Raw genomic sequence first — 18,315 nt, 5'->3', positions numbered from 1 at the left:
GCGGCGTCGACGGACAGGGTGGTGGAGCAGGTGACCACGCCGTGGGCCGTGGACATAGTCTGACGGTACGCACCCGGGCGCCTGCTCGACACGGCTGACCCGGCGTCGACGAGCCGTCTGTGCCACCGCGTACCGACACATCCGATTCAGGGGCGACTCCGGGACGATTCGGGAGGCACGATGCCGGGGGACGCGATGGCTGCGGTGGTCTTCGACCTCGACGGTGTGCTCGTCGAGTCCGAGGAGCTCTGGGACGAGGTCCGCCGCGGTCTCGCCGCCGAGGCGGCCCTGTCCTGGCCCGCGGAGGCGACCCAGGCCATGCAGGGGATGAGCACCCCGGAGTGGTCGGCGTACCTGACCGGGGTGGTGGGCGTACCCGGCCGGCCGGAGGAGGTCGCCGCCACCGTCGTCGACCGGATGGTCGCCCGGTACGCCTCCGGGCTGCCGCTGCTGCCGGGTGCGGTCGAGGTCGTGGAGCGGCTGGGGAGCCGCTGGCCGCTGGGGCTCGCGTCGTCCTCGCCGCGACGGCTGATCGACATCGTGCTGGAGCGAGCCGGGCTGGCCGGGTGATTCCGGGTCAGCGTCTCCCGGAACTGGTGGCGTCGATGGGCCGCCCGCCCCGGGTGGAGTAACCGGCGGATCGCCCACGCATCTGCGGCTCCGCGCCGGAGGGTGGGCCCTAGATCCGGATCTCGTCACCGACCCCCTGGTCCCAGGCCGCCTGCAGGACCAGCGCCACGGCCGCGGCGTCCTCGACGGCCACCCCGACCGACTTGAACAGGGTGATCTGCTCCGGCGAGCTGCGCCCGGGCCGGGCCCCGGCGACGAGCTCACCGAGCTCGGCGTGCAGGTGGTCGGGCTTGATGACGCCGTTCTCGATGGGTTCGAGCAGGTCGTTGCTGCCCGCCGGGAACGGGGCCAGCACCGCGGCGCGGGACTCCACACAGACCAACGCGTCGGCGATCGTGTCGTCGTCGATCTCCCGGCCGGCGGAGTTGTGGCCCACCGACGCGACGTGCACCCCGGGGCTCAGCCACGCCCGGCGGACGACCGGCACCACCGCGTGGGTGGTGGCGCAGACGATGTCCGCGCCGTCGAGCGCCTCCCGGATCGACGCCACCACCACGACGTCGACCGGAAGCTCCGCGGACAGCTCGACGGCCGCATCCGCGGCCTTCACCGGGTCCCGGCCGGCGATCCGGATCTGCCGGAGCCGCCGGACCCGGGACACGGCGCGGGCGTGCGAGCGGGCCTGCACCCCGGTTCCGATGATCGTGAGCACCTCGGCGTCGGGGCGGGCGAGCAGCCGCACCGACAGTGCCGAGCACGCACCGGTGCGGATCGTGATGATCGCGGTGCCGTCGAGCAGCGCGCTGGGCTCGCCGGTGTCCGGGTCGAATGCGACGATGACGGCCTGGCGGGTCGGCAGGCCGGTGCCGGCGTTGTGCGGGTACCACGAGACGAGCTCGGCCATCAGCACCTGGGACGAGGGCACGTACCCCGGCGTCGCCGTGAGCAGCCCTTCCCGATTCGGGACGCCCGCCGCGACCCGGTCCGGCACCGACGCGCGGCCGGAACTGAGATCGGCCATCGCCGGGCCGAGCGCGTCGATCAGTTCGTCCAGGTCGAGCAGGTCCTCGATCTGCTCGCGGTGCAGCAGCAGCATCGGCACCCACCTCCGGCGGCACGAGAGATACAGCGTGCCCAGTCCGGCCCCCGAGGGGAAGCCGGTCAGTACCCGACCAGCTTGCGGGCCTCCGCCTCGTCGGCGGCCACCGGCGGCGAACCGGGCAGCGGCCGGCCTGCGGTCTCCGGGGCGAACAGCACGGCGACGGCGCCGATGATCCCCGCCGCCATCAGGTAGAACCCCGGCATCAGCAGGCTGTGGGTCGCGGTCACCAGCGCCGCGGTGACCAGCGGGGTGGTGCCGCCGAACAACGACACGGAGATGTTGAACGCCACCGACAGCGCTCCGGCGCGCACGTCGGTGGGGAACAGCGCGGGCAGGGTGGCCGGCTCGGTACTGCTGAAGCACACCAGCATCAGCCCCATCAGCATGCAGCCGATGAGAATCGGACTGAACGTGGCGTTGCGGATGATCAGCATCGCGGGCACCGAGCCGAGGATGAGCAGGATGCAGCCGGTCATGAGCACCGGACGGCGCCCGACCCGGTCGGACAGGCGACCGACGAACGTGATCACCACCATCAGCACGGCCATGACGATCAGCACGACCAGCAGCGCGGTGGCCTCGGGCACGGCGAGCGCGGTGGACAGGTAGTTCGGCATGTACGACGTGAGCATGTAGTTGGTCACGTTCCACACCAGGACCAGGCCCATGCACACCAGCACCGGGCGCCGGTGCTCGACGATGATGCGCCGGAACTCCTCGCGGATGTTCATCGTGCGGTGTTCGTGGCCCGCGAGGTACTCGAAGGCCGGGGTCTCCTCCAGCTTGAGCCGCATGTACAGCCCGGCCAGGCCGAGCGGGCCGGCGACGAAGAACGGGATCCGCCAGCCCCACGAGAGCATCTGCGTCTCGGTCAGGGTGGCGGTCAGTCCGGTGGCTATCGCCGCGCCCAGCACGTAGCCGGACAGGGTGCCGAACTCCAGCCAGCTGGACAGGAACCCGCGGCGGCGGTCCGGGGAGTGCTCGGAGATGAACGTCATCGCCGAGCCGTACTCACCGCCGGTGGAGAACCCCTGCACGAGCCGGACGACGAGCAGCAGGATCGGGGCCCAGATGCCGATCGTGTCGTAACCGGGCAGCAGCCCGATGCAGAAGGTGCCGATCGCCATCAGGATCATCGTGGTGGCCAGCACCCGTTTGCGGCCGATCCGGTCGCCGAGCGGGCCGAAGAAGAAGCCGCCGAGCGGACGGATCAGGAAGGCCGCGGCGAACGTGGCGAACGTCGAGATCAGCTGGACCGGCCCGCTGGAGCCGGGGAAGAAGACCTTCCCCAGGGTCACGGCCACGTAGCTGTAGACCCCGAAGTCGTACCACTCCATCATGTTGCCGACCGCGGTACCGGCGATCGTGCGCTTCAACCTCGACGCGTCGACGACGAGCACGTCGTCCCCGGGCCCATTCGGGGAGGTGCCGTCGGGTGGACGCCGTGTGGCATCGCCGGGCCGGTTCTCGCTCATCCCGCCCCGGTTACCCAGGACCCGCCCGCTCACGCCGCCCGGCGCGGTGCAGGCGGACGCCGTCACCGCGACGTCACAACCAGCGGGGCAGCTCCGGGACACCCGCGCCACGGCCGGCCGCGAGGCGGGCACCGTCGTCGCGGCCGGCCGCCCAGGCCAGCAGGTCGGCGGCGGGTGCCGCCACGACGACCGGATCGGCGTCGTCCGGGCCGAGGCGCCAGCCGCGATCCCGGTCGGCGGGCTCCAGCCGCACCGGCGGGCAGCCGTCGCGGCCGGACAGCGCGCCGGTCACGTCGTCGAGCAGGGCGTCGACCACCCCGGCAGGCAGGTCGGCGACCCCCACCCCGGCGTCGAGGTCGACGGCGTGCAGCCACACCTCCCGGACCCGCATCCACGGGATCTCGGCGGCCGGGATGACGCGGCCCTGGGCGCTGCGTACCGACGCCTTCCAGGCTGCGTCGTCGAGGGCGTCCAGGGCGGTGTCGAGGGCCGCCGCGGTGGCGGTGAGGTCCGCGCGCAGCGTCGCCGCGGGCCACGCCGCCGACGCCTCGATCTCCGTGGCGCGCTGCTGCCGGTCGGCGTACATCGGGGTCTCCACCCCGGTGCGGGCCCAGGCCGCCAATCGGCCGAGCGCCTCGGCGTTGCGCGCCACGTGCCCGATGACGTGCGCCCGGGTCCAGCCCGGCAGCACGCCGGGCCCGCGCAGATCGCCGTCGGAGAGCCGATCGACCGCCCCGAACAGCACCGTCGTGCCCTCGGCCATCCAGGGCCGGGTCACCGCCAGATCGTGCCGGCTCATCACACGCTCCCCACGGTGGCGCCGAGCCGGGCGGCGATGTCCGCGCGCAGCGCCTTCTTGTCGATCTTCCCGACCTTGGTGGCCGGCAGTTCGTCGCAGAGCACCAGGTGTTCGGGCAGCGTGAACCGGGCGACCCCGGCCGCCTCCATCGAGGTGCGCAGCTGCTCCAGGGTCACCGTATGCCCCGGCCGCGCGACGACGTACACGCAGACCCGCTCCCCCAGCTCCGCGTCGGGCATGGCCACCGCGGCGACCCGGCTGACCCCGGGGACCTGGTAGACGAGGTTCTCCACCTCCTCGGCGGAGATCTTCTCCCCACCGCGGTTGATCATGTCCTTGTCCCGGCCCTCGACGACGAGGTTGCCCTCTCGCGTGCGCCGGCAGATGTCGCCGCTGCGGTACCAGCCGTCGGCGGTGAACGCGCGGGCGTTCTGCTCGGCGGCCCGGTAGTAGCCGCGCGGGGTGTACGGGCCGCGGGTCAGCAGCGACCCGGGCTCCCCCTCCGGGACGTCACGGTCGAGCTCGTCGACGAGGCGCACCTCGTCGCCCGCGCACAGCGGCCGGCCCTGGGTGCTGCAGATGACGTCCTCGGGGTCGTCGAGGCGGGTGTAGTTGAGCAGCCCCTCGGCCATCCCGAAGACCTGCTGCAGCGTCGCGCCGAACAGCGGGCGGACCCGGCGGGCGAGCTCGTCGGGCATCCGGGCGCCGCCGACCTGCAGCACCCGCAGCGACGCGAGCTGATCGGACGGGTTGTCGGCGTGCTGTTCGAGCCAGCGCCCGGCGACGGCGGGCACCACCGCGGTGTGCGTGACGCCCTCGGCGGCGATGGTGGCGAACGCCCGCACCGGCTCGGGCGAGGCGAGCATGACGACCCGCCCGCCGGCCAGCAGCGTGCCGAGGATCCCCGGGCAGGCCAGCGGGAAGTTGTGGCTCGCCGGCAGGCTGACCAGGTACACCGCGCCGGCGTCGACGCCGGCGATCTGCGCGCTGGCCCGGGCGTTGTAGGCGTAGTCGTCGTGGGTCCGGGCGATCAACTTCGGCAGTCCGGTGGTGCCCCCGGACAGCAGGAACACCGCGACATCGCGGCTGCCGGGCGGGGCGGCGTCGAGGCGGGCCCGGTCGGCCGCCGGGTCGCTGCTCGGTGCGCACAGTTCCCGCAGGTCGACGCCGCCGGGGGCGATGTGCGTACCGGCGACCAGCACGTGCCACGGGCCGTCCACCTCCGCGGCCAGCTCATGGGCCAGCGTCTGGTGGTCGAAGTCGCGCAGCCGGTCGGGCACCGCGATCGCAGCCGCCTCGGCGTGCCGGGCCAGGTGGCCGAGCTCCGCGCGGCGGTGCGCGGGCAGCGCCATCACCGGTACGATCCCGGCCCGCAGGCAGGCCAGCGTGAGGACAACGAACTCCCAGCCGTTGGCCAGCTGGACGACGATCCGGTCGCCGCGGGTCAGGCCCAGGTCGAGCAGCCGGGACGCGGCTGCATCGGCCCGGTCGGCGAGCTCGGCGTAGGTCGACCGGAACGGGCCGTCGACGAGCGCGAGCGCGTCCGGGGTGCGGTCGGCGACCTCGCGCAGCAGGGCGCCGAGCGGCCGTCCGGCCCAGTACCCGGCGGCCACGAAGCGGTCCGCGTCCTCCTCGGGCCAGGGCACGGTGCCCTCACTGATCGCTGTGGCCACGGGTCACCTCCGGATCTGTCGCGAGGCAGACCGCGTCGAGGGCGACGAGGCCGTCGACGGTCAGCCGCAGCGGGTTGATCTCGATCTCGTCGAGCTGGGGATGGGCGTGCAGCAGGTCGCCGAGGGCCACCACGACCGCGGCGAGCGCCTGCCGGTCCAGCACCGGGCCGCCCCGCCAGCCGTCGAGCAGCGCGCGACCGGCGAGCTCACCGGGCATGGCAGCGGCCTCGGCCGGGTCCAATGGGGCGAGCCGCAGCGCCACGTCGGCCAGCGCCTCGGCGGTGGTCCCGCCGAGCCCGACGAGCACCAGCGGCCCGAACACCGGGTCGCGGCGGGCACCGACCACGAGGTCGACGCCGGCGGGGGCCATCGACTCCACGAGGAACCGGCGGGCCCCGCCGGCCTCGAGCGCGTCGAGCGCGGCATCGAGTTGGCCGGTGCTGCCCACTCCGAGGTGCACCCCGCCGATCTCGGTCTTGTGCAGCACGGCTGCGTCCAGCATCTTCACCGCGACCGCACCGGGCAGCTCGGCGAGCGCCCGGTGCGCCGCCGCGCGGTCGGGGCAGGCTCGGCGTGGCATCGTCGGCACGCCGAGCAGGTCCAGCAGGCCCTTGACCTGGTCCTCGTCCCACGGGCCGGGGCCGGGCACCACCGCCGTCGGCCGCGCGCAGTGCGCCGGGGCCCCGGCACGGTGCCGCGCCCGGGCGTCGGCCAGCAGCGCGCCGGTCATCGCGGCCAGCCCGCGCGGATCCCCGGCGACCGGGACGCCGCGGTCGAGCAGGGCCCGGCGGGTCCGGGCCACCTCCGGCCCGGCCCCGCCGACGCCGAGCAGCAGGGGCACGCCCGGCCTCGTGGCGCGGAACGCGTCGACGGCACCCACCAGGTCGAACGCGGCCGGCTCGTGCAGCGCATACCCGGCGACCAGGTCGATCCCCGGGTCGTCGGCGACAGCGCCCAGAACCCGGTCGAAGCCCGGGCCGGGCCGGCCGGTGTCCACGGGATTGCACTGGTAGGTCAGCGGCGGCAGGACGTCCGCGAGCGCGCTCCGGGCGCCCCCGCCCAGCTCCGGGACCCGCGCCGCGCGGCCGCGCAGATCGTCGAGCAGCAGCAGGCCGGGGCCCGCCTGCCCGGTCACCACGCCCACGCCGGGGTCGGCGGCCGCCGGCAACCGGGCCAGCGACAGCGCCCCGGCGGCGTCGACCAGTTCCCGCTCGTCGTCCACCAGCACCGCGCCGGCCTGTGCGAGCGCGGCGCGGGTGGTGCGCCACGAGGTGGCGAGCGCACCGGTGTGCGACCGGGCGAAGGCGCCGATGTCGTGGCGGCCCACCACCAGCGCGACCACCGGGCGGGTCCGGGCCAGCCGTGCGACGGCGGCGGCCAGGCGCGGGCCGTCGGCGACCGACTCGACGTGCAGCGCCACCGCGGTGGTGTCCGGGTCATCTGCGAGGTGCTCGAGCACGTCCGGGGTGGTGAGGTCCACCCCGTTGCCCAGCCCGACCGCGAGGCTCACCCCGTGCCCGGCCTCGGTGAGCAGGAAGGCGAGCGCGTGGTTGACCCCGCCGCTCGCCGCGACCACCGCGACCCGGCCGGCGGGGACGTCGGACACGCCGGGCACGAAGCTGGCGGTCAGGCCCCGCGCGGGCACCAGGAAGCCCGAGGTGTTGGGCCCGAGCAACCGGATCCCGGTGCGCGCGGCGACCGCGGCCAGCGCCCGCTGGTGCTGCTCACCCTCGGGTCCGATCTCGGCGAACCCGCCGCCGCAGACCAGCGCGGCCCGGGCCCCGGCGTCCGCGGCCTCGGCCACCGTGGCCGCGGAGGCGGGCGCCGGGACGCAGATCACGGCCAGGTCGACGGGGCCGACCCGGGCGGCGTCCCGGACCGAGGCGTGCATCTCGGGGTCGCGGGCGTTGACCAGCGCCAGGTACCCGGGGAACCGCTGCAGCGACCGGGCCATCACCGCACCCAGCTTCGACGCGGTCCGTGACGCACCGACCACGGCGATGCCCCGCGGGGCGAACAGCGCGTCGAGCGCGGCCCGCGCCGCCACCTCCACCCCGCCTGCCCCCGCGAGTCGGCAGTTTCGGGAGGGCGAGTCGGCGCTTTCCGGTGGGCGTATCCCGGTCCTGGTGTGACCGCTCGCAGTGCCCGTCACGCCGCGTCCCACGACGCCACGACCTCGGTCGACCCGCCGACCAGATCGGCCCGCCCGGACAGCACCGCGGTGACCGCGCGGTCGCGGTCCAGGCTGTTGTCGACGAGCAGCACGGGCACCCCGTGGTGCAGCCGGGCCTGCTCGCAGACCAGGGTGCGGGTGTGCGGGGTGCCGCCGTGCACCGCGACCAGCGCCGGGCCGGCGTCGACGAGGCCGGCGAGCGTGGTGAACACCTCCGGCAGCCCGGTCTCGCCATCCGGCGCGGCGACCATGATCGCCGAGCCAGGGACGGCGCGGCCGGATTCGGCCGGAATGTCCCTGGAACGCTGACCATGGTCGTGCAGCGGGAGGGTGGTTCCGTCCGGGGCGCGCAGCACGGCGGCATCCCGGTCCACGACCACGGCCCGCCCGGGCAGCGCCACGCCGCCCACCTCGAACGGGCTCTGCAGCGGCTCGGCCCCGTGCCGGCGCACCCACCCGGCGTGGCTGGACCGGGAGAACTCCGGCGCGCGCCGGGCCAGCCGGGCGTCGGTGATGCTGCGGGACAGGAAGTGGTACGCGAACTGCCACGGCTCGAACACCTCGTGGTAGCGGCCGAAGTGCTCCCACCAGGACAGGCTCGGCCGGGCCGAGTCCTGGATCGCCGCGACCGACGGCTGCGCGGCGGCCTCGTAGGCGGCCAGCGCGGCGGGCAGGTCGTCGCGGTGCGCGGCGAGCGCGGCGCTGAGCGCGACCGCGTCCTCCATCGCCATCTTGGTGCCGGATCCGACCGAGAAGTGCGCGGTGTGCACCGCGTCGCCGAGCAGCACCACGTTGCCCGCGTGCCAACGGCTGGTGCGCCGGGTGCGGAAGTTGCCCCAGCGGGAGTTGTTGACCAGCAGCTTCCGCCCGTCGATCTGCTCGGCGAACAGCTCCTCCAGGTACGCCTTGCTGATCAGGTCGCTCGGTCCCGGCGGCTGGGCGACGTCGAACTCGTCGAGACCGGCCGCCCGCCAGGACGCCTCGTCGGTCTCCACGATGAACGTGCTGACATCCGCGCTGATCGGGTAGCCGTGCACGGCGAACACGCCGTGTGGGCCGCGCTCGTGGACGAAGGTCAGCCCGTCGAACATGTAGTCGGTGCCGAACCAGATGAACTTGGCCGTCGCGGTCTCGACCGTGCAACCCAGATCAGCGGACAGCTGTTCGCGGATCCGCGAGCCGGTCCCGTCCGCGGCCACGATCAGGTCGTGGTCGCGCAGGTCGTCGAGGCCGACCTCGGTGGAGAACCGCAGCTGGGCGCCGACGTCGCGGGCGCGGGCCTGCATCAACGTCAGCAGGGTCTGCCGCGCGATGGAGGCCATCCCGTTGCCGCCGCAGCGGATCCGCTCCCCCTTGAGCCGGACCTCGATGTCGTCCCAGTGCCGGCCGCGGGAGGTGAGCGCCTCGCGCAGCACGGGGTCGGCCTCGTGGATCCCGGCCAGCGTGCGGTCGGAGAACACCACGCCGAAACCGAACGTGTCGTCGGCGCGGTTGCGCTCGAACACGGTGACCTCGATCGACGGGTCGGCCCGCCGGATCAGGGTGGCGAAGAACAGCCCGCCCGGGCCGCCGCCCGCGACCGCGACGCGCATCAGCCCCGCCAGGCCTCGGCGCGGCAGATGTTGCGGCACTCGCCCACGCCCTCGATGCGGGTCACCAGCTCGTTGCCCCCGGCCAGGTAGCGCGGCGGCTTGCGGGCATGCCCGACGCCGCCGGGCGTGCCGGTGGCGATGAGGTCGCCGGGCACCAGCGTGACGAGCTGCGAGAGGTAGGCGACGAGCGTCGCCGGGTCGAACACCAGGTCCGCCGTGTCGGCCTTCTGCACCACGTCCCCGTCGACCTCGCATGAGATGTCCCCGGGCTCGGCGTCGGTGACCAGCCACGGCCCCACCGGCGTGCTGCGCTCGAAGGTCTTGCCCTGCAGCCACTGCAGCGTGCGGTACTGGAAGTCCCGTGCGGTGACGTCGTTGACCACCGTGTAGCCGGCGATCGCGGCGCGGGCCTGCTCGGACGTCGCGTGCCGGACCTCGGCGCCGATGACGACGCCGAGCTCGGCCTCCCAGTCGACCTGCTCGGATCCGGTCGGCAGCACGACCGGGTCGTTCGCGCCGACCAGGGCGCGGGCGAACTTGGCGAACAGCGTCGGGTGTTCGGGCAGCTCGCGGCCCATCTCGAGGATGTGCGTGCGGTAGTTCAGCCCGACGCAGAAGATCTTCTCCGGCGCCGGTACGGGCGGCGCGTAGTCCAGGCCCGCGAGGTCATGCTCGGGCCCGGCCGCGGCGGTGGCCTCGGCCCGCCAGTCCGGGCGGCGCAGCAGCGCGCCCAGATCGGCGTGGCCCAGCTCGACGGCGGCGTGGTCGTCCACCCGCACCGCGCGGGTGCCGTCGACGGTGCGGATCGTCGCGAGCCTCACGCGGGGTCCTTCCGGTGCAGGCCCAGGGCCTCGTACACGGGGTCGTCACCGAACCGGAACGCGTCCAGCCCGGTGTCGGTCTCGAACGTCAGCGGCGCCCAGGACGGGACGGCGAACAGATCGCCGGTGGCCACCTCGTAGCGTTCGCCGCCGACGGTGACGACGCCGGCGCCGTCGAAGACCTGCCACACCGCGGACCCGACGACGCGCGTCGTCGCGGTTCGGGTGCGCGGGCGCAGCCGGTGCATCTCGGTGCGGATGGTCGACAGTGCGTCGCGCGCGGTGGCCGGGTCGGTGAACCGGACCGCGGCGTGCCCGGGCTCGACGACGCCGGGATGGCCCTCGGCCTCCAGCTCCAGCTGCGCGGTGAGCGCGGCGTCGGTGTGCTCCCAGCGGTAGGCCATCAGCGGTGACGCGGGGGTGCGCGGCGCCCCGATGGGCCGCAGCCCGGGGTGGGCCCACAGCCGCTCGTTCCGCGAGGACGCCGGCTGGTCCCGGGTGGCCAGCTGATCGGGGCCGAACTCGAAGAAGCCCGCGTCGAGCTGGCTGACCAGCGGGATGTCCAGGCCGTCGATCCAGGCCATCGGGTGGTCGGTGGTGTTGTGGTGCTCGTGGAAGTGCATGCCCGGGGTGAGCAGCAGGTCGCCGCGGCGCATCGCGACCGGGTCGCCCTCGACGTTGGTCCACACCCCCTCACCCTCGACGACGAAGCGGAACGCGGTCTGGGTGTGCCGGTGCGACGGCGCCTCCTCGCGGGGGCCGAGGTACTGGATCGCAGCCCACAGCGTCGGCGTCGCGTACGGGCGGCCGGGCAGCCCGGGGTTGGCCAGCGCGATCGCGCGGCGCTCGCCGCCGCGCCCGACGGGCACGAGCTCACCGCTGCGCGCGGCCAGCGGGTAGAGCGTGGACCAGCGCCACAGCATCGGCACCGCGGCCGGCTCCGGATGCTGGGGCATCAGCCCGGCTCGCTGGGTCCACAGCGGCGCCATGTGCGCGGCCTCGAAGTCGGCGTAGAGCCGGTCGAGCTCGGCCCGCTCCTCCGCAGTCGGCTCGGCGACGGCCGGGGTCGGATCGGTGGCGGTCACAGCGACGTCCTTCCTTCGGCGCATCCGCGACCGGTGCGGCGCCCCGGTCGGCACGCTCGTCGAACGCTCATCATCGGCGCGGGCAGAGCCTGCTCAAGCTACAACGGCACTGCGACGGTCGTCTAGCAATTGAAACGAATCAGCTCGCCGAGCGGACGACTGCCGCGCCGTTCGCAGCCCCGGCCCCGTTGCCGACAAGCCCATCGACGCACGCCTCGGCCGGGGCCCGCAACAGGCTGTGCGCCTCCAGGAACACCTCGTGGGCGGCCCGGCCCGACCAGCCCGCCGGGAGCAGCTCGGGCGGCAGGTCCGGATCCCGGAACGGGAACAGCCGGTAGTCGTGCATCAGCTGCATCCGCTCGACCAGCGCGTCGCGGCCCTGCGGGGTGCCGGCGCGGTAGCCCGCGAGCCGCGGCCGGTAGCGGTCGAGCAGCTCGGCGTAGTCCCGGTCGAGCGCGGCCAGATCCCACGACCGGGCCGCCATGTCGCGGTCCGCATCGGCCCCCTCGGACCGGGCGTGCAGGACGTCGAGCCGCACGGCCGGATGGTCGGCGAAGGCGGCCCGAACCTGGTCGGCGCGGTTGTGCGGACTCAGCCACACAGACGAGGAGAACGGCCCGAAGCCCAGCCAGGCGAGCTTCTTGCGGAGCTGCTCGCGGAGCGCGCGGTCGGTCTCCGGCACCGAGTAGAGGACCATGTGCCATTGCCCGTCCCAGGGGCCGGTCTCGCGACCGAAGATCCGTGCGCGGCCCTCGTCGAGCAGCTGCCAGGCGGCCTCGGTCAGCGCGTAGACGGTCTCCCGGCCGTCGCGGCGGCTGGCCAGCCAGCCCTCCTTGCGCAGCCGCGTGACGACCACCCGCACGGTCGCCTCCGGGACCCCGAAACAGTCCATGAGCGCGACCAGCCCGCGCAGGCGAACCTCACCGCCGCGGTAGCGCAGGTAGTCACCGAACAGGTCGAAGACCAAGGAACGCGCCTTCACCGTCACCTCCCGGTGGATCGCCGCCCGGCGGGCCGCGTCCTGCATTGTTCCATTTCGACGACGTCCGTCCCACCGGCGCACCAGAAATGCGGCCCGCGGGGCCGCTCCGGGCTGCACCGGTACGGCCGGCGGCCGTACCGTCGGACCGTGGACGCCGCGAACACCGACCGGCTGGTGATCGTCGGCGGTGGGCCGGCCGCACTGTCCGCCGCCCGGGGCTACCGGGCGTGCGGCGGCGCGGGCGAGATCCGGCTGATCTCCGACGACCGGGCGCGGCCCTACGACCGGCCACCGTTGTCCAAGGAGTACCTGCGGGGCGAGACGACCGCCGAGAGCCTCCCGATGGAGCCCGCCGAGTTCTACGACGAGCAGCGCGTCACCGTGGACCTGGACCGCACCGTCGCCACCATCCATCCGGGCGACCGGTACGTCGTGCTCGGCGACGGGGAACGGCTCGACTACCGGACCTGCGTGCTGGCGACCGGGGCCGCCCCGAGACGGCTGCCGGTGCCGGGCGCGGACCATCCGGGAGTGCTGGTGCTGCGGTCGCTCGACGACGCCCGGGCGCTGCGCGCCGCCGCCGGGCGGGCCGGCACCGCGGTGATCATCGGCTCGGGCTTCATCGGCTGCGAGGCGGCGGCGTCGCTGGCCGGCCGCGGACTGCGGGTCACCGTGGTCAGCTCCGAGGAGGTACCGCACGCGGCCCGGCTGGGCCCCGAGGTGGGGCGGCGGATCGCGGGCTGGCTGCGGGAGCAGGGCGTCGACGTGATCGGCGGCGCCGAGGTCATCGCCGTCGCGGACGGTCGCCGCGTCGAGCTGGACGGACGCCCACCGGTGGCGGCGGACCTGATCCTGATGGCCACCGGCGTCTCTCCGCGCACCGAGCCGGCCGCCACCGCCGGCATCGTGCTGCGGGACGGCCGGATCCCGGTCGACGAGCGCATGCGGACCCAGGTCCCCGGGATCCTCGCCGCCGGCGACGTGACGCTCGCGCGCAACGCGGCCGCCGGCCGGCACCTCGCGGTCGAGCACTGGGGCGAGGCGGTGGCCATGGGCGAGATCGCCGGCGTCACCGCCGCCGGCGGCGGCGCACGCTGGGACCGGGCGCCGGGGTTCTGGTCCACCATCGGGCACCGGACATGCAAGTACGCCGCCTGGGGCGACGGTTTCGACACCGTACGGGTGGCCGAGCACGGCGACGGTGCGTTCACCGCCTGGTACGGCCGCGAGGGTGTCACCGTCGGGGTGCTCACCCACGGCGCCGACGACGACTACGACCGCGGGCGCGCGCTTGTGGAACGCCACGCGCCGCTGCCGAGGAGATGATTCGGGCCCGACCCTTGGCGATCCCCGCGCCACCCGGCACGGTGGAGCTGACGCGGCGGGAACGGAGCGGCACATGAGGCAGCGGCTGTGGGTCCTGGCGCTGATCGGGTTGCTCACCATGACCGGCTGCACGGCGGGCGGCACCGCCTCGGGCACGACGCCGGGCGCCGCGCCGCTGCGGCCGGGCCCGGACTGGCCGACCTACCACGGTGACGGCACCCGCGCGGGCTTCGTCCCCGGCGGCCCTGACCCGAACGCCCCGGCGGTCGCCTGGCAGGCACGCCTCGACGGGGCGGTGTACGCGAGCCCGCTCGTGGTCGGTGGTCTCGTCGTGGCGGCGACCGAGGGCGGTTCGCTCTACGGCCTGGACGCGCGGACCGGCGCGGTGCGGTGGCGCACGCACCTGGCCGATCCGGTGCCCGGCGGTGCGCTGCCCTGCGGCAACATCGATCCGCTGGGGATCACCGGGACCCCGGCCGAGGATCCGGCCACCGGTCAGGTCTTCGCGGTGACCGCCCGCGCCGGGATCGAGCACGTGCTGTTCGGCGTCGACCTCGCGTCCGGGCACATCCGCTCGCAGCGCGTCGTCGACGCCCCGGGCAGCGAACCCGCCACCCAGCTGCAGCGCGCCGCGCTGCTGCTGACCGGCGGCCGGGTCTACATCGCCTACGGCGGCAACGACGGCGACTGCGGCCGGTACCTCGGCCGGGTGGTCGGCGCGCCGACCGACGGCCTCGGGCCACTGGTCGGCTTCGCCGTGCCGACCCCGCGGGAGGGCGGCATCTGGGCGCCCTCGGGTCCCACGGCGCTGCCCGGTGGCGACCTGCTGGTCGCCACCGGGAACGGCGACGCGACCGGCGCCGTCTGGGACCACAGCGACTCGGTGCTCCGGTTGTCCCCGCAGCTGCAGCTCGTGGATGGCTTCGCGCCGACGCAGTGGGCTCAGGAGAACTCCGTGGACGCCGACCTCGGCTCCACCGGACCGGTGCTGCTGCCCGGCGGCACGCGGGTCGTCACGGCCGGCAAGGGCGGTGGGATCTACCTCCTCGACACCGCCGCCCTGGGCGGTGTCGGTGGTCAGCGCGCGCAGGCCGCCGGCTGTGAGTCCTACGGCGGTGGGGCGGCGACACCCGGCCCCGGCGGGACCGCCGTGGCCTACCTGCCGTGCATGACGGGCCTGCTGCAGCTGACGGTCGGGCCCGGCGACCGGCTGGCCCCGGGCTGGCAGGCGTCCGACCAGATCACCGGGTCGCCGGTCGTGGTCGGTACGACGGTCTGGTCCGTCCAGCAGGACGGCACGCTCTACGCCCTCGACACCGCCGACGGCCACACCCGCGCCACCGTGCAGGTCGGCGAGGCGACCCGTTTCGCCACACCCGCCGTGAGCGGGAACGGGCTGTTCGTCCCGACCACCGCGGGCGTCACCGCGGTCAGCATCGCCCCCTAGATCACCCGAGGTACCCGAGGTCCTTCAGGATGATCGCGGAGAGGTTGGGGACGCGCGTGCAGTCGGGCCGCACGTCCGGCCCGCCCGCGTAGTACCGCCGCAGCTCCTCGGCGAACTCGACGGCGCTCCCCGGAGCGGCTCTGTTCTGCAGCAACCCGTACGCCGTCTCCAGCTGGGTCCGCGTCACGCAGTCCTGCCACAGCCGCTGCTTCAGGCAGATCTGCTCGTCGTCCACGGATACCACCTGCAGCACGGACCCTCCGGCGAGCGGCCGGACCTGCGGCTGCGCGGCATACCGCGCCCGCACCATCGCCCAGTCGAGTCCGGTCATCGCATCAGCTCCGTTCCGCGGTGGGTCACCGGAGGACGCCTTAGGTCCTTCAGGACGTGTGCCGCCGAGGTCGCCCGGGCGTCGGCCACCAGCGCGCGGTACTCCTCCACGAACAGACCCGGGTCCCGGCTCATGCGCTCGGACTCGACCAGCTCCACCGCCCGGGTCAGGTGCTCGCGGGTCAGCGTGTCGCGCCACAGCGGATTGCGGATGTGCACGCCCGCATCGTCCGCGCCGGTGATCTCCAGCGTCTTGCCACCCGCCACGGTGGGGATCCGGGTACCGCCGGAGTACTTCGTCACGACCGCGTCCCAGTCCAGGGGCACCGGGCTCACCCTCTCTCGTCCGGATCGGGAGCCGGGGGCAGCCCCGGACTCGCCAGTTCGTGCATGAAGGCCAGCGTCGACTCCCGCCGGGCCTGTGCCTGCTGCTCGGTGCAGGACAATCCGGCGGCCAGGGCGGGGATGTCCTCGCCGCGGATGCACGCCGCGACCAGCACCTCCCGATGCTCCTCCGGCACGCTGTCCAACCGCTGCCGCAGTTCGGCCCAGCGGCACACCGTGGCCAGCCGGCCGGCGTCGGCCTCGGCGATGCGGGTCTCGGCCAGCCGGGCGATCCGCCCCGAGTACGGAAGCCCGAAGTAGCGGAACACGGTCGGCCGGGACACCAGCCCCGCGATCACCTGCACGCTCACCTGCTCGGCGAGATCGGGGTCGGCCAGGCGATGGCTGCACGTGTACCGCACGGCCTCGAACGTCGCCCGCACCCGCTCCACCCACCCCGCGTACTCGCCCGCAACGACATCCACCTCCACCTCCCGGTTCACCCACGGTGGGCGGATGCGGCTTTCGCTGCGCCAGATGCAGCGAAAGCCACATCCGCTGCCCGGCTACGGCGTCTGGACGACGGTTCGCAGCATCGGGGCGATGGCCGCCTGCTGCACCTCCGAGACGTCGTGCGAGGCCGGCGCGTCACCGCGGATCGCCGCGTGCGGCACCACGACCCAGCACGCGCAGCCCCAGATGCACTCGCCGGCCATCCCGTCGAACCGGATCGACTGCTCGGAGAGCATGACGCCCAGGTCGAGCAGCCAGGAGTGCATCATCAACTTCTCGTCCCACGACTCGACTGCGTCGTAGGCGTCCCGGGCCTCGTAGAACGCGGTGAAGTCGGTCTTCGCCACGCCCGGGATGATGATGTTCGAGTAGGAGGTGAGCTCGTCGAAGAACTCGTCGTGTGAGGTGTTGAGCGTGCCGTCCTCGCCCTCGAGCAGGTACTCCCCGAGCACCGCCTCCAGCTTCTTCTGCAGCGTCTCGTTCCAGATCTCGCGCGGGGCGACCGTCTGCGCCTCGATGTAGTCGGTCTTGAAGCCCTCCTTGAGCCCGGAGAACTGCGGGATGTAGTCGATCCACTTGCTGATGACCTCGCGCCACTTGCTCTTCGGCTCGCCGGGCAGCACCTCCACGCCGGGGTGGGTGAACTTGGCGACGTCGAAGAGCGTCCAGGTGCGGTCGCCGGAGATGTTGCGCTCGTGCGGTGCACCGGTGAACCCGGCCGGGCGCAGCATCTTGAACAGCAGTCGGCCGTTGTCCTGCACGATGAACCGGTTGAACGAGTCGTTGATGAACTTGCGCGTGACGCCTTTGCGCAGCGCATCGCGGATCGCCGGCTTGCCGGTCTTGGTGTAGGAGCCCAGCCGCTGCCAGGAGTGCTCCTGCGGCAGCGCGAAGAACCCACCGGTGAACGGGTTCTTGTAGAGATCGCCCCACACCGCCATGACGCCCTGGTTCTTGGCGTCGTCGAGCATGCAGTCGATCTCGTTCATGGTGGGGAACAGCGCGGCCTTGCCGCCGGCGTGCTCCTCGTCCCCGGAGAACGGCATCGGCGCCACCCCGACCACCGGGATGCGCCGGCCCAGCTTCACATTGGACAGGTGCCGGGCGAGGTCGACGACGATCCCGCTGCCGGTGCCGCCGGCCATCGAGAAGAACACCAGCACGATCGACGGCAGCCGGGTCGCGTTGATGCTGGCGACGAAGTCGTCGAGTTCCTTCTCCAGCCGCTTGTCCTCGCCGTAGTAGTAGTGCCCGTAGATCGCCTTGGCGACGGCGCGCGGAATGGAGTCGCCCGCCTTGGGCATCTCGGTGTCCGCAGGTAGCCAGGGTTCGTAGTTCGGGTTCCAGTAGTAGCGCGGGTACTCCATCTTCAGGAACTCGCGCCAGCGGTTCAGGCTGGTCATCAGATCGTCCCGCTCCGGGACGTCGAGGGCGACGGTGCGGACCTGGTGGCGGTCGGTCGGGATGTCGCGCTCGGTGAGCCGGGCGTTGAAGCCCGAGGCGTACTCCCGCAGTTCGTGCATGTCCTGGTCACCGATGTCGACGGCCAGGCCGGTGAACCGGGCGCGCGGGTCCTCCAGCTGGTCCTCGATCTCACCGGTGCGCAGCAGCGCCTCGACCATGTAAGCGCCGGTCTTGCCGATACCGATGGCGTGAATGCAGTGCGGCGCCTGGGCGCCGGTCGCACTGTGATAGAGCGACATACCCATTGTGTGCTTCCTCCTGTTTTCGGGCGTACGGCACAGCCGCACGTCCTCTGGCGGTCGTGCGCTGTTCGTCGCGGCTCAGGTCGGGCGGGGCGTCATTCCAGGTATCCGAGGTCCTTGAGCACGGTGGCCGCGGTCGTCGGCCGCTCGTCGGCGATGTAGGTCCGGTAGTGGTCGACGACGTCGCCGTAGTTGCGTGTCATCCGGCCCGCCTCGAGCAGTTCGACCGCCTTCTCCAGGTACGCGCGGGTGAGCTTGTCGGTCCAGAGCCGGTGCGCGACGTAGATGTAGTCGTCGTCGGCGCCGGTCACCTGCAACGTGCGCGCCCCGGGCATCGACGGGAGCTCCGCGCCCTTCTCGTATCTCGTGACGACGTCGGCCCAGTCCAGTGGCACGG

The 18,315-nt window shown here is 73.6% G+C and carries 17 protein-coding genes; 3 read left to right on the top strand and 14 right to left on the bottom strand.

What is annotated here, in order from left to right:
• The first annotated feature begins 180 nt into the window (after positions 1-180).
• Positions 181-570, top strand: coding sequence for an HAD family hydrolase (locus tag HF526_RS13460; RefSeq protein ID WP_169381756.1), 390 nt, complete (start codon positions 181-183; stop codon positions 568-570).
• Between the two features lie 109 nt (positions 571-679).
• Here HF526_RS13460 and HF526_RS13455 read toward each other — a convergent pair whose 3' ends face one another.
• The 9 genes from HF526_RS13455 to HF526_RS13415 form a co-directional block, all read right to left on the bottom strand.
• The gene (locus tag HF526_RS13455; protein ID WP_169381755.1) at positions 680-1,666 is read right to left on the bottom strand and encodes an ornithine cyclodeaminase family protein; all 987 of its coding nucleotides are present in this window, start codon (positions 1,664-1,666) and stop codon (positions 680-682) included.
• 65 nt (positions 1,667-1,731) lie between these two features.
• Positions 1,732-3,147: an MFS transporter gene (locus HF526_RS13450; protein ID WP_169381754.1), complete on the bottom strand. Its 1,416-nt coding sequence runs from the start codon at positions 3,145-3,147 to the stop codon at positions 1,732-1,734.
• A 73-nt stretch (positions 3,148-3,220) separates the two neighbouring features.
• Positions 3,221-3,946 carry a maleylpyruvate isomerase family mycothiol-dependent enzyme gene (locus tag HF526_RS13445; protein WP_211177157.1) on the bottom strand — a complete coding sequence of 242 codons (726 nt, stop codon included), beginning with the start codon at positions 3,944-3,946 and terminating at the stop codon, positions 3,221-3,223.
• Positions 3,946-5,619 (bottom strand): AMP-binding protein, encoded by a 1,674-nt coding sequence (locus tag HF526_RS13440; protein ID WP_169381752.1) that lies wholly within the window; start codon positions 5,617-5,619, stop codon positions 3,946-3,948. Before HF526_RS13440 ends, HF526_RS13445 begins: the two co-directional genes overlap by 1 nt.
• Positions 5,600-7,672 carry an acetate--CoA ligase family protein gene (locus HF526_RS13435; RefSeq protein ID WP_338051455.1) on the bottom strand — a complete coding sequence of 691 codons (2,073 nt, stop codon included), beginning with the start codon at positions 7,670-7,672 and terminating at the stop codon, positions 5,600-5,602. Before HF526_RS13435 ends, HF526_RS13440 begins: the two co-directional genes overlap by 20 nt.
• Before the next feature lie 95 nt (positions 7,673-7,767).
• Positions 7,768-9,384: an FAD-dependent monooxygenase gene (locus tag HF526_RS13430; RefSeq protein WP_169381751.1), complete on the bottom strand. Its 1,617-nt coding sequence runs from the start codon at positions 9,382-9,384 to the stop codon at positions 7,768-7,770.
• Positions 9,384-10,205, bottom strand: a complete 822-nt coding sequence (locus HF526_RS13425; protein WP_169381750.1) for a fumarylacetoacetate hydrolase family protein — start codon at positions 10,203-10,205, stop codon at positions 9,384-9,386. The genes HF526_RS13430 and HF526_RS13425 overlap by 1 nt, the downstream gene beginning before the upstream one ends.
• A complete protein-coding gene (locus HF526_RS13420) occupies positions 10,202-11,314 on the bottom strand; it encodes a cupin domain-containing protein (RefSeq protein WP_169381749.1) in 1,113 nt (370 codons plus the stop codon). The genes HF526_RS13425 and HF526_RS13420 overlap by 4 nt, the downstream gene beginning before the upstream one ends.
• A gap of 115 nt (positions 11,315-11,429) precedes the next feature.
• Positions 11,430-12,317 (bottom strand): PaaX family transcriptional regulator, encoded by an 888-nt coding sequence (locus HF526_RS13415; RefSeq protein WP_211177156.1) that lies wholly within the window; start codon positions 12,315-12,317, stop codon positions 11,430-11,432.
• Positions 12,318-12,419: 102 nt separating this feature from the next.
• Here HF526_RS13415 and HF526_RS13410 point away from each other — a divergent pair, with 102 nt between their 5' ends.
• Both HF526_RS13410 and HF526_RS13405 read left to right on the top strand, forming a co-directional pair.
• Positions 12,420-13,598, top strand: a complete 1,179-nt coding sequence (locus HF526_RS13410; RefSeq protein ID WP_169381748.1) for an FAD-dependent oxidoreductase — start codon at positions 12,420-12,422, stop codon at positions 13,596-13,598.
• A 73-nt stretch (positions 13,599-13,671) separates the two neighbouring features.
• Positions 13,672-15,045, top strand: coding sequence for an outer membrane protein assembly factor BamB family protein (locus HF526_RS13405; protein WP_169381747.1), 1,374 nt, complete (start codon positions 13,672-13,674; stop codon positions 15,043-15,045).
• Position 15,046: 1 nt separating this feature from the next.
• On the opposite strand, the gene HF526_RS13400 is transcribed toward HF526_RS13405, so the two are convergent.
• The 5 genes from HF526_RS13400 to HF526_RS13380 form a co-directional block, all read right to left on the bottom strand.
• Positions 15,047-15,376 carry a hypothetical protein gene (locus HF526_RS13400; RefSeq protein ID WP_169381746.1) on the bottom strand — a complete coding sequence of 110 codons (330 nt, stop codon included), beginning with the start codon at positions 15,374-15,376 and terminating at the stop codon, positions 15,047-15,049.
• On the bottom strand, positions 15,373-15,711 hold the full coding sequence (locus HF526_RS13395; protein ID WP_338051453.1) for a hypothetical protein: 339 nt from the start codon (positions 15,709-15,711) through the stop codon (positions 15,373-15,375). Before HF526_RS13395 ends, HF526_RS13400 begins: the two co-directional genes overlap by 4 nt.
• Positions 15,708-16,184 carry a hypothetical protein gene (locus HF526_RS13390; RefSeq protein WP_169381745.1) on the bottom strand — a complete coding sequence of 159 codons (477 nt, stop codon included), beginning with the start codon at positions 16,182-16,184 and terminating at the stop codon, positions 15,708-15,710. The genes HF526_RS13395 and HF526_RS13390 overlap by 4 nt, the downstream gene beginning before the upstream one ends.
• 81 nt (positions 16,185-16,265) lie before the next feature.
• Entirely contained in the window at positions 16,266-17,915 is a 1,650-nt protein-coding gene (locus tag HF526_RS13385; protein WP_239028649.1) for a tubulin-like doman-containing protein, read from the bottom strand.
• 98 nt (positions 17,916-18,013) lie between these two features.
• Entirely contained in the window at positions 18,014-18,313 is a 300-nt protein-coding gene (locus tag HF526_RS13380; protein ID WP_169381743.1) for a hypothetical protein, read from the bottom strand.
• Positions 18,314-18,315: the final 2 nt, after the last annotated feature.

The sequence above is a fragment of the Pseudonocardia acidicola genome, assembly GCF_012911935.1.
GTDB lineage: Bacteria > Actinomycetota > Actinomycetes > Mycobacteriales > Pseudonocardiaceae > Pseudonocardia > Pseudonocardia acidicola.
This window is presented reverse-complemented; position numbering and strand designations above follow the sequence as displayed.

Coding starts and splice junctions, on each gene's coding strand:
- HF526_RS13460 (WP_169381756.1), top strand. CDS start 181: ATGCCGGGGGACGCGATGGCTGCGGTGGTCTTCGACCTCGACGGTGTG.
- HF526_RS13455 (WP_169381755.1), bottom strand. CDS start 1,666: ATGCTGCTGCTGCACCGCGAGCAGATCGAGGACCTGCTCGACCTGGAC.
- HF526_RS13450 (WP_169381754.1), bottom strand. CDS start 3,147: ATGAGCGAGAACCGGCCCGGCGATGCCACACGGCGTCCACCCGACGGC.
- HF526_RS13445 (WP_211177157.1), bottom strand. CDS start 3,946: ATGAGCCGGCACGATCTGGCGGTGACCCGGCCCTGGATGGCCGAGGGC.
- HF526_RS13430 (WP_169381751.1), bottom strand. CDS start 9,384: ATGCGCGTCGCGGTCGCGGGCGGCGGCCCGGGCGGGCTGTTCTTCGCC.
- HF526_RS13420 (WP_169381749.1), bottom strand. CDS start 11,314: ATGCGCCGAAGGAAGGACGTCGCTGTGACCGCCACCGATCCGACCCCG.
- HF526_RS13415 (WP_211177156.1), bottom strand. CDS start 12,317: ATGCAGGACGCGGCCCGCCGGGCGGCGATCCACCGGGAGGTGACGGTG.
- HF526_RS13405 (WP_169381747.1), top strand. CDS start 13,672: ATGAGGCAGCGGCTGTGGGTCCTGGCGCTGATCGGGTTGCTCACCATG.
- HF526_RS13400 (WP_169381746.1), bottom strand. CDS start 15,376: ATGACCGGACTCGACTGGGCGATGGTGCGGGCGCGGTATGCCGCGCAG.
- HF526_RS13385 (WP_239028649.1), bottom strand. CDS start 17,915: ATGTCGCTCTATCACAGTGCGACCGGCGCCCAGGCGCCGCACTGCATT.